We start from the raw sequence: 14,007 nt of genomic DNA, 5'->3' as shown, positions 1-14,007 counted from the left end.
GGTGACGATTCACCACACGGAGGTCCGTCATGACAGCGTCTGCCTCCGACGGCCAGGCCGCTGGCGCTGAGGCCCCAAATCGTCGGAGCCAGTTGAAATCCGACCGCCGCCTAAAATTGCTGTCCGCCGCCGAGCGGCTGTTCGCCGAGCGCGGATTTCTCGCGGTCCGACTGGAGGACATCGGCGCCGCGGCCGGCGTCAGCGGTCCCGCCATCTACCGGCATTTCCCCAATAAGGAATCGCTTCTGGTCGAATTGCTGGTGGGCATCAGCACCCGGCTGCTCGCCGGCGCCCGGCAGGTGCGGGCCCGAAACTCCGATGCTTCCGCCGCGCTGGACGGCCTGATCGACTTCCACCTCGACTTCGCCCTGACCGAACCCGACCTGATCCGCATCCAGGACCGCGACCTGGCGTACCTGCCCGGGGCGGCCGAGAAGCAGGTGCGCAAGGCGCAGCGTCAATACGTCGAGGTCTGGGTGGGGGTCCTCCGCGAACTGAACCCCGAGCTGGCCGAGGCCGACGCCCGGCTGACCGCGCACGCCGTGTTCGGCCTGCTGAATTCGACGCCGCACAGCATGAAATCCCCCGATACGTCGCGCAGCAAGGGCGCGCGCGCCGCACGATCGCGCGCAGTCATGCGGGCGATGACGATCGCCGCGCTCGAGGCCGGAAACCAGTGCCCCTGAGCTCCCCGCCACAAGGTGAGTAAGCGCTTCAGCGCCCCGCACAGGTACCCTGCAAGCCATGAGGTGGACATGAACGATTCACGTCCCACCGAGCGGTTTAGTCCATCGCTACCGGGGCCGCAACAGCGCGGGTACGCGCCGCCCGCCGACCCCGCGTACGCCGATCAGACGCCGTACGCGCCCACCTATGGCGGGACGATGCCGCCCTGGGCGGCCACCGCCAACGAGACGAACACGACAAAGCGGTTACCGGCGTATTGGCAGCAAGACCTGCCGCCGTCGGACGACCCGCACTCGCGGGGCATGGCTCCCCCACCCCCCGAGGGGCCGAAATCGCCGCGCTGGCTGTGGATCGCCGCCGGCGCGGCGGTGCTGCTGGTCGTCGCCTTGGTGATTGCGCTGGCGCTCGCCAACGACGCGATCAAGACCCAGACCGCCGTTCCGCCGTTGCCGGCGATGCCAGAAACGACGCCGGAGAGCCCGACCCCGTCGGCGCGTAAGTCGCCGACCCTCATCCCGGCGCCGATACCCCCGACGAGCGGCCCCGAGCTGCCCACCTCGACGACGGGTCCGGCGGCAATGCAAGACGTCGTCTACACCGTCACGGGCGAAGGCCGCGCGATCAGCATCATGTACATCGACACCGGCGACCTCATCCAGACCGAATTCAACGTCGAGCTGCCGTGGAGCAAGCAGGTCAGCCTGGCGAAGTCGGCCGCGCACCCGGCCAACGTCACGATCGTCAACATCGGGCACAGCGTCACCTGCACCGTCACCGTCAACGGGGTTCAGGTGAGCAAGCGCGTCGGCGGGGGGCTGACGATCTGCGACGCTCGGGGCTGAGGCCCGCTCGAGGCGAACCCGTCACACGGCTTCGGTGACCGGGACCCCGCGCTGCGGGACGCGGACCACCAGCATCGCCACCAACCCGGCGATCAAGACCAGCGAAATCCCGCCCAGGCCGGCGCGCACGGCGCCGAACACGTCGACGAACACCGAGAACAGCCACGGCGCCAGGAACGCCACCGCCCGCCCGGTCATGGTGTAGAGGCCGAACGCGACGCCTTCCCGGCCGTGTTTGGCCATCTGCAGCAGCAGGGCGCGCGACGACGACTGCGTCGGCCCGATGAACATGCACAGCAGCAGCCCGCACACCCAGAAGGCCGCCGGGCCCGCCGACGCCATCAGGGTCAGTCCCAGGGTGATGATCGCGGCCAGCGAGGCCACGATGACGGGCTTCGATCCGACCCGGTGGTCGACGAACCCGCCCAGCACGGCGCCCACCGCGGCGACGACGCACGCCGCCACCCCGAAGATCAGCACGTCCGCCTGGGAGATGCCGTACACGTTGACGCCGAGCACCGCGCCGAACGCGAAGATCGCCGCCAGCCCATCCCGGAACAGCGCGCTGGCGACCAGGAAGTACACCAGGTTGCGGTCGCGGCGCCATTCCGCGGAAACCTCGGTCCACAGCTTGCGGTAACCACCCAGCATGCTCGTGGGCTGATACAGCTCGGCCGGCCCGCTCAGCCGTTGCGCCACGAACAGCAACGGCAGCGCGAACACCGCCAGCCAGGCCGCCGCCACCAGCATCGCCTCGCGGACATAAAGCCCGTCCTGCAAGGGAATTCGCAGCAGTCCGCGCGTCGCGCCCGGTCCCGAGTCCGATCCCGAGATGAATCCGGTGTAGATCACCAGCAACAGCAGGACGCTGCCGCCGTAGCCCGCCGCCCAGCCGAATCCCGATATCCGGCCGGCGGTCTGCGGTGTCGAAAGCTGGCGCAGCATGGCGTTGTACGGGACGCTGGCCAAGTCGCCGCCGGCCGCCGTCGCCCCCAGCAGCACCAGGCCGGCCCACAGGTAGCCGGGCCGGTCGCGGATGAAGAACATCGAGGCGGTCAGCGTCACCGCCGCGGCCGTCAGCACGCTCAGGGCGACCCGCCTGCGATGCGGTGACTCCACCCACACGCCGACGGCGGGCGCCAATATCGCGACGGTCAGCCCGGCGATGGCCGCGGCCCGGCCCAGCCAGCTCGCCGGCGTGGTGCTGCCCCCGATGCCCACCCCGACGCTGCTGGTCAGATACACGGCGAAGACGAAGGTGGCCACGATCGCGTTCAGGCCGGTCGAGCCGCAGTCCCACAGCGCCCACGCGACGACGCGAGATCGCACGGGGGCGGCGGAACGTAACTCCGGCTGACTCATGCCCGGCACTCTAGCGGCGCCACCGATCGGCTGCGGATCGCCTTTCGTCGGCTGTCTACGATTGGCGCATGCCGGTACCCGCTCCAAGCCCCGAGGCGCGCGCAGTTGTCACCGGAGCTTCGCAGAACATCGGTGAAGCGCTGGCCACCGAACTCGCCGCCCGCGGACACAATCTGATCGTCACCGCGCGACGCGAGGATCTGCTGAAGAATCTGGCCGCCCGCCTGAGCGACCAGTATCACGTCTCCGTCGACGTGCGACCCGCCGACCTGGCCGACCCGGGCGACCGCGCGAAACTGTGCGACGAGCTGGCCGCCCGCCCCATCTCGATCCTGTGCGCCAATGCGGGCACCGCGACGTTCGGTCCGGTGGCGACGCTCGATCCGGCCGGCGAGAAGGCCCAATTGCAGCTGAATGTCCTAGGGGTGCATGACCTTACGTTGGCGGTGCTGCCCGGCATGGTCGAACGCAGGGCCGGGGGCATCCTGATTTCCGGTTCGGCCGCGGGCAATTCGCCGATCCCCTACAACGCCACCTACGCCGCCACCAAGGCGTTCGTGAATACCTTCACCGAATCGCTGCGCGGCGAGTTGCGCGGGTCGGGGGTCAACGTGACGCTGCTGGCGCCCGGCCCGGTGCGCACCGACCTGCCGGCCGACACCGAAGCGTCGATCGTGGAGCGGCTGGTGCCGGACTTCCTGTGGATCTCGACGGAGCACACGGCCCGGGTGTCGCTGGATGCGTTGGGCCGCAACAAAATGCGCGTCGTTCCCGGCCTGACGTCCAAGGCCATGTCGGTGGCGAGCGGGTACGCCCCGCGCGCCATCGTGGCGCCCATCGTGGGCGCGTTCTACAAAAAGCTCGGCGGCGGCTAGGCGCGGGGCGGGTTGGGCAGCCCTCCTCTCACGGTCGTGCTGGCCCTCCGCTCACGGTTCGGGCCGGCCCCTCCGCTCACGGTCGTAACGCAGCGGCGGTTTTGCGCGCGATTCTTCGCCGTGGCGTTACGTCCGCGATCGACGGCGACGGAGGCACCCCACTACTTCCGGCGGCGGCGACCAGTGCCGCCGAAAATGCTTCTCACCGCTTCGCGTATCGCCGTGTTGATGCCGCTTTTCACCGTCGGGTTCTGCAGCACTTCCTCCCACATCGACGGGCCCTTTTCCCCTTTGGGTTCCGCCGGCTCCGGCATCGGCGGGACGGGTTCGTTCGAGGGGACGGGCGGGTAGTCGGACTGGGCTTGGGGCGCCTGCGGACCCTGGGGGGCCGGCTGGGGTTGCGCCGGGGGCTCAGCCGTGTGGCCGTACTTTGCCTGCAGCGGACTGTCTTTGGCCGCGGCCCCGATGGCCTCGTTGCCGATCGACGCCATCAGCGAGCGGGGCACCCGCATGCGGGTCCACGCGACCGGGGTGGGCGAGCCCTTCTCGGAGAGCACGGTCACGACGGCCTCGCCGATCCCGAGCGACGTCAACGCCGACTCCAGGTCGTAGACATCGGTTTTCGGGTAGGTGCGCACGGTCTTCGACAGCGCCTTCTGGTCGTCGGGGGTGAACGCCCGCAGCGCGTGCTGAATCCGCGCGCCCAACTGGGACAGCACGTCGTTGGGCAGGTCGGTGGGCAACTGGGTGCAGAAAAACACCCCGACGCCCTTCGAGCGGATCAGCTTGACGGTCTGCTCGACCTGCTCGAGGAAGGCCTTGGACGCGTCGGCGAACAACAGGTGCGCCTCGTCGAAGAAGAAGACCAGCTTGGGCTTGTCGATGTCGCCGACCTCGTCCAGGACGGTGAACAGGTCGGCCAGCAACCACATCAGGAAGGTGGAGAAGATGACCGGGCGCAACGACTGTCCGCCGAACTCCAACAGTGAGATGATGCCGCGGCCGCCCTCGACGCGCAGCAGGTCGTTCGGGTCGAGCTTCGGCTCGCCGAAGAACGTGTCGCCGCCCTCGCCCTCGAGGTTCACCAGCGCGCGCAGGATGACGCCGGCCGTCGTGGACGACACACCGCCAAGGGATTTCAGGTCGGCCTTGCCCTCGTCGCTGGTCAGGTGAGTGATGGCATCACGCAGGTTGGCCAGGGTGACCAGCTGGTAATTCTTTTCCTTGGCCCAGTGGAAGATCAGGCCCAGAGTGGACTCTTGAGTGGCGTTGAGCCCCAACACCTTTGACAGCAGCACCGGGCCGAAGCTGTCGACGGTGGCCCGAACCGGCACGCCGAGCCCACCGGTGCCCAGCGACAGGAACTCCACCGGGAAGCCCGTCGGAGTCCAGTCGTCTCCCGTGTCGCGGGCACGCGCGGCGGTTTTGTCGTCGCCCTTCCCCGGTGCGGACAGCCCGGACAGGTCGCCCTTCACGTCGGCCATCAGCACGGGTACACCCGCGGCGCTGAGCTGTTCGGCGATCAGCTGCAGCGTCTTGGTCTTGCCGGTTCCGGTGGCGCCGGCCACCAGCCCGTGCCTGTTCACGGTCGCCAGCGGAATGCGGATCTGCGCCGTCGGATCGGCGGCGCCGTCGACCACGACGGTGCCCAATTCCAGTGCCTGGCCGTCGACGGCGTAGCCGTCCGCGATCCGGCTCGCCGGCGTTGCCGCTGAATCGGTGCTCATCGTGCTGCGCCCCCTCTTCCCCAGTGATTCGGCATGCAGTTCGACAACGCTCACCCTACTTCTCGGGCGGATCCGGGGGCGAGGCCCAACGGCGACCCGCCGCGCCCGGCTCCGCCGCGCTTGCGATCGCCACGGGTCCGATGGTGGCGACCCGCCGCGCCCGGCTCCGCCGCGCTTGCGATCGCCACTAGTCTGAGCGCTGTGCGTGACGAATTGGTGTGGATCGACTGCGAGATGACCGGACTCGATCTCGGTTCGGACAAGCTGATCGAGATCGCGGCCCTGGTCACCGACGCCGATCTGAACATCCTCGGCGACGGTGTGGACGTGGTGATCCACGCCGACGACGCCGCCCTCTCGGCGATGGGTGACGTGGTGACCGAAATGCATTCGCGCTCCGGGTTGATCGACGAGGTGCGGGCGTCCGCCGTCGACCTGGCGACTGCCGAGGCGATGGTGCTGGACTACATCGGCCAACACGTCAAGCAACCCAAGACGGCGCCGCTGGCAGGAAACTCGATCGCCACCGATCGCGCGTTCATCGTGCGCGACATGCCGGCGCTGGACACGTACCTGCACTACCGCATGATCGATGTGAGCTCGATCAAAGAACTCTGCCGCCGCTGGTATCCGCGGATCTACTTCGGCCAGCCCACCAAGGGGCTCGCCCACCGCGCACTGGCCGACATCCATGAGTCGATCCGCGAATTGCAGTTCTATCGGCGCACCGCGTTCGTCTCCCCACCGGGCCCGTCTACCAGCGAAATCGAGGCGGTGGTCACCTCCCTTGACGGTGGACGAGACGCACCGGGACCAAGCGATTCGGCCAGCGCGCCGACGAGCCGCTAGTATCTACAGTCGCTGCTCGTGCAGGCCTGCGGGTCGGCACACAGCCATGGTGGGTGTAGTTCAGTTGGTAGAGCGTCAGGTTGTGATCCTGAATGTCGCGGGTTCGAGTCCCGTCACTCACCCCATTGGTCAGGGAGCATCGCCGCTCCCTGACCTTTTACGGTGGTAGCGACTCCGCGCACCGCTGTTGCACCGGTGAGTGGAATGCAGTGAATCGACAACGTCTTGCCTCGCCCATGATGCGAACGGCCATCGCGGCCGCCGCGCTGTTCCTCGCGGGCTGCGGTGGTTCGAGCCACACGTCGACGACGGTCATATCGACCCCGCCGGCTGAGACCAAAACGGTGACGAAGACCGTCGCCCCGCCGCCCCCACCGGGCCCGAAGACGTCCATCGAGGCCAACGGCACCTACATCGTCAACAAGGACATCGCGGCGGGCACCTATCGGACCGATGGCGGCAAATACGGCTGCTATTGGGCAAGGCTGCGCAGTTTCGACACCAACGACATCATCGACAACAACGTCGGCGACGGCCCCCAGGTGGTTCGGATCATGCGGACCGATACCGCGTTCATGACCCGAAGCTGCGGAAGCTGGCACAAGATCGACTGACCGAGCCGGTCAGGTGTTGGCGTTGCCCGCCTTCCACTCCGGCCACGGGATGTTCCAGTCGCCGAGCCCCTCGGTGCCCGGCAAGGTCGGGCCCACCGTGTGCACAACCTCGACGATGTCACCGCTCTTGCTGTGGTCGTAGAACCATTCGGCGTTGCTGGGGCTGACGTTCAGGCACCCGTGGCTGGTGTTGGTGTGACCCTGGGCGCCGACCGACCACGGCGCGGAGTGCACAAAGACTCCGCTGTAGGACATCTGGGTGGCCCAGTCGACTTCGGTGCGATATCCGTTGGGCGAGTTGACCGGAACCCCGTAGGTCGACGAATCCATGATCATGTGTTTGAACCGCGCGCCAACGATGTAGATGCCGTTGGCCGTTGGCGTGCTGTCCTTGCCCATCGACGTCGGCATGGTCTTGACGACCTCACCGTTGACCCGCACGGTCACGGTCTTCGTGGTGTCGTCGGCGGTCGAAATCACCTCGTCGCCAATGGTGAAGTGCGTCTTGACGTTGTCCTCACCGAACATCCCGTCGCCCAGATCCACGCCGTAGGTGTTGACGGCCACGTCGATGGTCGTTCCCGACTTCCAGAAATGCTCTGGGCGCCAATGTACTTCGCGATTGTTGAGCCAGTAGAACGCACCCTCCACCGGTGGGTTCGTGGTGATGGTGATGGCCTTCTGGGCCGCCGCCCGGTCCGCGATGTTCTCGTCGAAGCGGATCGCCACCGGTTGGCCGATGCCCACCACCTCGCCGTCGACCGGACTGACGTACGGCATGGTCAGGTGGGCCGGTGAGCTGGTCGCGAAGGTCATCTGCTTGCTGGCCGCGCCACCCAGCCCGGTCGCCTTGACGTTCAGCGTGTAGCGCCTGTTGTAGCCGAGCTGCTCGGTGGTGGACCAGCGCAGCCCGTCGGGGCTCAGCTTCCCGCTGATCGACCTGCCGTTTTCGTTGACCATGGTGACCGACGCGAGCACGCCGTCGGCGACGCTCACCGTCACCGGCGCATCCACCGTCACGCCGACGGCGCCGTCGGTCACCGAGGAGGTGAGCTTGGGGACCAGCAGGTCGGCAAAGGGCGTGCCCTTGTCGAAGATCACCTTCGCCGGCGCGGCCGCGTGGTTGCCACCGCAGGCGACGGCAAACACGGCAACCGCGGCGATCGCGGCCGCCAGCCACGATCTGCGTCCACGCAAAGGCGTCATCCAGTGACCTTCCATTCAATTCTCGAAGTTGGTCACCGCTGACCTCGCTGCACGCATTCTAAAGGGTTTCGCCGACCCGACATGCCCACACCGGCGCGGGCGGCCGTTCGGTGTCTCCGCCGCAATGAATTCGTCACTCGGGCGAGGTCAGCGACCTCGCGGCACCACATCTGCGCGGGCTTCCTGCAGCTGCGATTCGGCCCGGTCGCGGGTCGCGACGGCCTCGACGCGGGCGAGTTTGATGATGGCCGCCGTCATCACCGACGCGGCCGCCACCAGGGCGATCATCCCGGCGCGACCCGTGTTCAGCGTCTCGCCGAGCACGACCACGCCCAGGACCGCCGCCACCACGGGCTGCGACACCTGCAGCGTGGGCATCGACGCGGTCAGCGGGCCCGCCCGAAATGCGGCCTGGCTCCACACCACGCCCCCCAGCGCGACCAGGATGCAGGCGTAGAGCTCTGGAGCGCGGGTCACGGCGCCTAGCCCGTCGCCGAGCCGAGCGACGACCTCCTTGGTGAGCGCCGCAAAGGCGCCCCACAGCGCCCCCGACACGAAGGCGAACAACACGGCGGCCACCACGCCACCCCGGATGCGGCCGGCCACCACGCAGCCGACGAGCAGCGGCCCCAGGACGATCGCCACCACGGCCCAGGTTCTCAGCAATGCGCCACTATGGCCGGCCTGCGGATTGCCGACGACCACGACGACGACCACCGCGGCCGTCAACAGCGCGGCCCACACCCATTCCCCGCCGGTCACGGTGCGGTGCGACAACCTGGCGTTGAGGGGCAGGGCGAACAGCACCGACGACATCAGCAAGGCCTGGACGAGCAGCACCGATCCTTCACCCAGGGCCGCGACCTGCAACGCGATGCTCGCCGCCAACAACAGCGTGCCCCACCACCAGCGTTGGCTGCGAAGCAAATTGGCGAACAATTCGACGGAGCCCACCGCCCGGTCGGTGATGCGCTGCGCCGCGCGTTGCTGCAGCACGTCGCCCGTGGCAATGCACAGCGCGGAACTCAGTGCGAGCAGAGCGGCGATCAGTGTGTGCGACATGAAAATCTCCGTCGGTATCCGGTGGTGCGAGCTCCGGAGTGTTGGAAAACCCTTGCTGCACGACGCATATCGGAAGTTCAGCTGCGATGGGCGGTGGCCCTGTCAGCCCACCTTCTGGTCAATGACCGGCCCCCGTTCGGTGCGTCGCGGGCCCAGCGGCCGCGCCCCACCGCGACCTCGCCCTCTTCACCGGTTGCGGACCGCTCGCGCAGCCACACCAACGGCCTTGGGGCCCACCACGTCCAACGGCCCAACAGATGAATGAAGGCCGGCACCAAAACCATTCGGACCAGGGTGGCGTCGACCAGCACGCCGAGGGTGAGACCCAGGCCCAGCATTCGCATGAACGACACGTGCGCGGGAATCAACGCGGCGAACGAAATCGACATCACCACTGCGGCGGTCGTGACGACGCGCCCGATCCCGGCGATGCCCAGCGCCGTGCTCTCGTCGGTGGCGGCGCGCGCCTCGAGTGCGGTCGGCGGCGTCTCTCGGTCGGCCTGCGAGGCCAGCCAATACTCATGGATGCGCGAGACCAGGAATACCTCGTAGTCCATGGCCAGCCCAAAGGCGATGCAGAACAACAGCACCGGGATGTTGGCGTTCAACGTGCCGTTCGGTGTGGTGCCCAGGGCGCCCAGGTGGCCGTCTTGAAAGATCCACACCATCGCGCCGAATGCCGCCGTCAGTGACAGCACGTTGCACACCAGCGCCTGCAACGGCAGCACCGCGCTGCCAGTCAGCAAGAAGAGCAGCGCGAACGTGATGAGGGCGATCAGGGCGAACACGATCGGCAGACGCTGGGTGATCGCGTCGACGCTGTCGCGGTTGATCTGCGCCAGACCGGTCAACAGCACCGAGCGCCCCGAGGGTCCAGCGACCTGATGCAATCGGTCGAGCTGGGTATTTGAGGCGTTCGAATAGAGCGGGGCGGTGCTCGACACCGTCAAGAACGCGGCGCCGTTGGACATGCCGGTGGCCTCGGCCGGCGGGCCCACCCGCTCTCCGCCCACGAACGTGCCGGTCGGCGCGCTCACCGCGGAGACGTCAGGCACGCGGGACAGCTCGGCGGCGTAATGCTGCAGGTCGGCGGGGCTCAGGCCGCGGGCGTCGGGGACGACGACGGATACCCCGGTGCCCAGCCCGTTAGCGAAATCGTTGTCCAACATGTCGGCCACCTGACGCGCCGACGCCCCTCTGGGCAGCACCCGCTCGTCGGGGAAGCCCCATTTCACCCCCAGGAACGGCGCCCCGAGCAACAGCAGCAACACCACGACACTCAGACCGACCGACATGGCGTGGCGCAACACGTAGCGGGTCGACCGATACCAGAACTGTGTCTCGAGCGGTTGGTGTGCGTGATCGCGGAACGCACGCTGCCCGTGCAGCACGCGATGCATCACCCGGCGCGCGTTCAGCGAGTCCAACCGCGGCCCCAGCAGCACGATCGCGGCAGGCGTGACCACGACAGCGGCCAGGGCCACGATGATCGCGGTGACCACGATCGTGTACGCCGACGACTTCAGGAAATACATCGGGAACAGCGCCATCACCGCCATCGACAGCCCGACGGTCGTGGCCGAGAACAGCACGGTCCGGCCGGCGGTGGCCATGGTGCGATACAGCGCCCGGTCGCGGTCCTCGGTCCGGGCCAGCTCCTCGCGGTAGCGGGTGATGATCAGCAGGTTGTAGTCGATGGCCAGGGCCAGGCCCATGGCGATGCTCAGGTCCAGGGCGTAGGTCGACACGTCGGTGGCGAAGGTGATCAACCGCAGCACCGACATGGTGCCGACGATGGCCAAGAGGCCAAGGACGATCGGCAGCGTCGCCGCCACCACACCGCCGAGCACCCAGACCAGGACCGCGAAGCTCAACGGGATCGCGATGGACTCCATCAACAGCAAATCTCGCTGGTTCTGCCCGTTGATCTGCGCGTACGCCACAGCCATCCCACCGGCGCGAACGGCGACGCCGTCACGGTCGTGGACCAGTTCACGCATGAGCGTGCTGGCGTACTCCTGGGCCTTGTTCTCCCCGCCTCGCAGGTCGGCCACGATCATCCCGGACTTATCGTCCTTGCTGACCAGCTGGGCCGCCGTCTGAGGCGGCGATGTCCACGCCGAAGAGACGTCGATGACCCACGGCGATCGTTTCAAGTGGTCGACGATGTCTGTGCCGACCTGGCGCGCTTCTCCGCTGTGGGCGCCCGCGGGCGCTGTCAGCGCGATGAGCATCTTCTGGTCGGTTTGACCGAACTTGTCCCTGAGCAGTTCGGTCGCCCGCGCCGATTCCGATGTCGGGTCCTGGAAGCCGCCGGCCGACAGACGGTTGACCACCGGAATCCCGAAGATCCCGGCGGCCACGAGGACGAGAACGGCGGCGGCAATGATGCGCCTGGGCGCCGTGATGGCCAGCCGAGCAACTCCTCGCAGCACTGCCATCCTTTCCGTTCTGGCGCCCCGGCCTAGCTCTATACCCACAGCGAGCCCGTTTGACGCCCCCCTCAGGGACTCATTTCCGCGGCTGCGTCGGAGATGGACGCATGGCCTATGTAAAAGTAAGACGGCCGCGTTCGCGCAATGATTCCGTCACACCCGTGATCCGCCTTACACCCCAGCTCCTACGATGACGGCTTGTGGGCGGCGTCGCCGACGTTGTCGCGACGTTTCATAACCCCGGACTCGGGTACCGAAGAAGGGCGGCATTCCAGTAAACGAGCTTTGGTGGATTCGGTTAAATCACGGATTCGGCTGGGCCACAATCGAATTGGATGATCGATGAATACAACCAACGAAGCCATCAGGATCAAGCATCCAACCGAGAAGGACTGGCAAGCCGTCTACGAGAACCAGGCGCGCGCATACGGGGTTGCGGTGGACCCGCACGACGTCGCAGCCTGGACGCGCCGGACCAACCTGCAAAATATCCTGATCGCCGAAGACATGTCCGATCCGGAAAAGCCACACCTGGTCGGAACTTCCCTCTATTACCCACTGCGGCTCACGGTGCCGGGCGGCGCCAGTCTCGACGCCGCGTGGTTGTCGATGATTGCGGTCGCCGCGACGCATCAAGGTAAGGGAATCTGGCAACAGCTCAGCATCCACGGCTTCGGAATATTGCAGGAGCGTGGTTATCCCATTCTTTGTGGTGTTCCCACCCAGCCAACGGTTTACGAAATCCTTGGGGCCGGGGTGGCCAGCTACGCCAGGACCTACGACATCGAGCCGCGTTTCACCCAGCTGCGCAACAAACCCGACCGAAATCGGGCTCGTGAGGTCGACGCTGCCGAGGCGGCACGCTTGCTACCCTCGGTTTACGAGCGATGGCGCAGCATCACCCCGGGTGCGCTGAGCAGAGATGATGCGTGGTGGGACGACATCCTGGAAGACAGGATCACCCAGCGGGACAACGGATCGGCGCTCAATTTCATCGTCCACCCGGATGGTTTTGTGACCTATCGGGTGGCGGGTGCGTCGCCGCACGCCTATCGGCGGCCTTTCGGAAGCGTGATCGTCCAAGACTTCTGCGCGGTCACGAACGAAGCCCACGACGAGCTGTTGGCGACGCTGGTGGGCTCCAAAACGTTCGACAACGTCGTGATGGAGGTTCCTGTCGATGACCCGCTCCCGCTCAAACTCAAAGACCAACTCGCCGCGAAAACGATAGGCATGAGCGATTTTCTGTGGCTGCGAATCATGAACGTGCCCGCGGCGCTCGCCACCCGCGCTTATTCGGCCGACGCCGACGTCGTCTTGGACATCACGGACCCGCTCACCGTCGCGGGTGGACACTTCCGGCTGCGGACGCGCGATGGTGTCGGCGAGTGCACGCCCCACGACGGGCCCGCGGACGTCCAGATACGCCTCGGTGATCTGGGGACGATCTACATGGGAGCGCACCGACCATCGGAACTCCACAGGGCGAACCGCCTCACCGAGCTGCAGCCGGGCGCGGTGCGCACGCTGGACGCCATCTTCGCCACCGACCGCGTGCCCTATTGCGGCACGCTCTTCTGATCGCTCGTTGAGCCACGAATCAGATTGCGGCACAGACTATTTCGGATTCGTTTCGGGGTAACGCATCTCTCGGCGGCCGATGACCCGCGGCGGCGGGTCCGCCGCAACTCTGGCCGCCATCACGCGCCGCCGGTCGCGGGGCGAGCTGGGCGGCCGCGGCACAACGGGTTCACTGGCGGCCGAGCGGCTATCCTGGGACGCGGTCGGGATTTCACGGGACGGCCGGACGCCTGTTATTGTCGCCTACGCGGTCTCGGCCGACCACAAGCGCCGTTAGCTCAGTTGGTAGAGCAGCTGACTCTTAATCAGCGGGTCCGGGGTTCGAAACCCTGACGGCGCACCAGCTCACCGAATAGTTCATTATTTGGTGGCTTCTGCACTTCAGGGGGTTGACCCGATGGGTAGCGATCTCCGGGCAATCCCTTTCCCAGTAACCCTGCGGGTCCTAGCATCGCTGCGGTGGGGTTTTTCAGAGGGCTCGTGTGAAAACTGAGCTGAAGTGGGTCGAACCCTTCGAGGGCCACTTCCATGCCAACATCGACGACCGCAGCGAGTACCGGGTCCATCTGGTCTCGACGGGCGGCTTCCGCGCCGAACGGGTCGATGACGGCTTCGTGCACCACGACCTGGGCCGGGCCGGCAGCGCCGCCGAGGCGCAGGCGATCTGTCAGGACCTGCAAACCCGGGCCGTGCGGCGCGCAGCGTGGGAGGCCTACATGGCCGAGAACGACCCGCCCGGCTGGGAGTAGCCCCGACTACCCCTCGCG

At 67.1% G+C, this 14,007-nt stretch carries 12 protein-coding genes and 2 tRNA genes; 9 read left to right on the top strand and 5 right to left on the bottom strand.

From position 1 onward, the window contains the following. The first annotated feature begins 29 nt into the window (after window positions 1-29). Together OCQ_RS07430 and OCQ_RS07425 are read left to right on the top strand one after the other, a co-directional pair. Complete coding sequence (locus tag OCQ_RS07430; protein WP_041784848.1) at window positions 30-686, top strand: SACE_7040 family transcriptional regulator; 657 nt, start codon at window positions 30-32, stop codon at window positions 684-686. Window positions 687-749: 63 nt separating this feature from the next. Next, on the top strand, window positions 750-1,529 hold the full coding sequence (locus OCQ_RS07425; protein WP_014379654.1) for an MmpS family transport accessory protein: 780 nt from the start codon (window positions 750-752) through the stop codon (window positions 1,527-1,529). A 21-nt stretch (window positions 1,530-1,550) separates the two neighbouring features. On the opposite strand, the gene OCQ_RS07420 is transcribed toward OCQ_RS07425, so the two are convergent. Next, window positions 1,551-2,891 carry an MFS transporter gene (locus tag OCQ_RS07420; protein ID WP_041784846.1) on the bottom strand — a complete coding sequence of 447 codons (1,341 nt, stop codon included), beginning with the start codon at window positions 2,889-2,891 and terminating at the stop codon, window positions 1,551-1,553. A 68-nt stretch (window positions 2,892-2,959) separates the two neighbouring features. Between OCQ_RS07420 and cmrA the strand changes: the two genes are divergently transcribed. Further along, complete coding sequence (gene cmrA, locus OCQ_RS07415) at window positions 2,960-3,766, top strand: mycolate reductase (RefSeq protein WP_014384147.1); 807 nt, start codon at window positions 2,960-2,962, stop codon at window positions 3,764-3,766. 161 nt (window positions 3,767-3,927) lie between these two features. On the opposite strand, the gene OCQ_RS07410 is transcribed toward cmrA, so the two are convergent. Beyond that, window positions 3,928-5,493 carry a helicase HerA-like domain-containing protein gene (locus OCQ_RS07410; RefSeq protein WP_014384146.1) on the bottom strand — a complete coding sequence of 522 codons (1,566 nt, stop codon included), beginning with the start codon at window positions 5,491-5,493 and terminating at the stop codon, window positions 3,928-3,930. A 201-nt stretch (window positions 5,494-5,694) separates the two neighbouring features. Here OCQ_RS07410 and orn point away from each other — a divergent pair, with 201 nt between their 5' ends. The 3 genes from orn to OCQ_RS07395 all read left to right on the top strand — a co-directional run bounded on the left by orn (window position 5,695) and on the right by OCQ_RS07395 (window position 6,956). Continuing rightward, complete coding sequence (orn, locus tag OCQ_RS07405) at window positions 5,695-6,342, top strand: oligoribonuclease (RefSeq protein ID WP_008255097.1); 648 nt, start codon at window positions 5,695-5,697, stop codon at window positions 6,340-6,342. 49 nt (window positions 6,343-6,391) lie between these two features. After that, a tRNA-His gene (locus tag OCQ_RS07400) sits at window positions 6,392-6,467 on the top strand. Between the two features lie 111 nt (window positions 6,468-6,578). Beyond that, window positions 6,579-6,956, top strand: a complete 378-nt coding sequence (locus OCQ_RS07395) for a hypothetical protein (protein ID WP_014382148.1) — start codon at window positions 6,579-6,581, stop codon at window positions 6,954-6,956. Window positions 6,957-6,965: 9 nt separating this feature from the next. Here the strand turns inward: OCQ_RS07395 and OCQ_RS07390 are convergent, their stop codons facing one another. The 3 genes from OCQ_RS07390 to OCQ_RS07380 form a co-directional block, all read right to left on the bottom strand. Then, a complete protein-coding gene (locus OCQ_RS07390; RefSeq protein WP_014384145.1) occupies window positions 6,966-8,177 on the bottom strand; it encodes a L,D-transpeptidase in 1,212 nt (403 codons plus the stop codon). Window positions 8,178-8,309: 132 nt separating this feature from the next. Next, window positions 8,310-9,224, bottom strand: coding sequence for a DMT family transporter (locus tag OCQ_RS07385; RefSeq protein ID WP_014384144.1), 915 nt, complete (start codon window positions 9,222-9,224; stop codon window positions 8,310-8,312). Window positions 9,225-9,301: 77 nt separating this feature from the next. Continuing rightward, on the bottom strand, window positions 9,302-11,665 hold the full coding sequence (locus tag OCQ_RS07380; protein ID WP_014384143.1) for an MMPL family transporter: 2,364 nt from the start codon (window positions 11,663-11,665) through the stop codon (window positions 9,302-9,304). A 336-nt stretch (window positions 11,666-12,001) separates the two neighbouring features. On the opposite strand from OCQ_RS07380, the gene OCQ_RS07375 reads away from it, so the two are divergent. From OCQ_RS07375 to OCQ_RS07365, 3 genes are all read left to right on the top strand, one after another. Beyond that, window positions 12,002-13,240, top strand: coding sequence for a GNAT family N-acetyltransferase (locus OCQ_RS07375; protein WP_014384142.1), 1,239 nt, complete (start codon window positions 12,002-12,004; stop codon window positions 13,238-13,240). A 267-nt stretch (window positions 13,241-13,507) separates the two neighbouring features. After that, window positions 13,508-13,583, top strand: a tRNA-Lys gene (locus tag OCQ_RS07370). Between the two features lie 139 nt (window positions 13,584-13,722). Further along, entirely contained in the window at window positions 13,723-13,989 is a 267-nt protein-coding gene (locus OCQ_RS07365) for a hypothetical protein (RefSeq protein ID WP_014384141.1), read from the top strand. The last annotated feature ends 18 nt before the right edge of the window (window positions 13,990-14,007 follow it).

The sequence above is a fragment of the Mycobacterium paraintracellulare genome (genome assembly GCF_000276825.1).
Taxonomy (GTDB): domain Bacteria; phylum Actinomycetota; class Actinomycetes; order Mycobacteriales; family Mycobacteriaceae; genus Mycobacterium; species Mycobacterium intracellulare.
This window is presented reverse-complemented; position numbering and strand designations above follow the sequence as displayed.

Excerpts from the sequence above, each read along its gene's own strand:
- OCQ_RS07430 (WP_041784848.1), top strand. The coding sequence starts at position 30 with ATGACAGCGTCTGCCTCCGACGGCCAGGCCGCTGGCGCTGAGGCCCCA.
- OCQ_RS07420 (WP_041784846.1), bottom strand. The coding sequence starts at position 2,891 with ATGAGTCAGCCGGAGTTACGTTCCGCCGCCCCCGTGCGATCTCGCGTC.
- cmrA (WP_014384147.1), top strand. The coding sequence starts at position 2,960 with ATGCCGGTACCCGCTCCAAGCCCCGAGGCGCGCGCAGTTGTCACCGGA.
- OCQ_RS07410 (WP_014384146.1), bottom strand. The coding sequence starts at position 5,493 with ATGAGCACCGATTCAGCGGCAACGCCGGCGAGCCGGATCGCGGACGGC.
- OCQ_RS07395 (WP_014382148.1), top strand. The coding sequence starts at position 6,579 with ATGATGCGAACGGCCATCGCGGCCGCCGCGCTGTTCCTCGCGGGCTGC.
- OCQ_RS07390 (WP_014384145.1), bottom strand. The coding sequence starts at position 8,177 with ATGGAAGGTCACTGGATGACGCCTTTGCGTGGACGCAGATCGTGGCTG.
- OCQ_RS07385 (WP_014384144.1), bottom strand. The coding sequence starts at position 9,224 with ATGTCGCACACACTGATCGCCGCTCTGCTCGCACTGAGTTCCGCGCTG.
- OCQ_RS07380 (WP_014384143.1), bottom strand. The coding sequence starts at position 11,665 with ATGGCAGTGCTGCGAGGAGTTGCTCGGCTGGCCATCACGGCGCCCAGG.
- OCQ_RS07375 (WP_014384142.1), top strand. The coding sequence starts at position 12,002 with ATGAATACAACCAACGAAGCCATCAGGATCAAGCATCCAACCGAGAAG.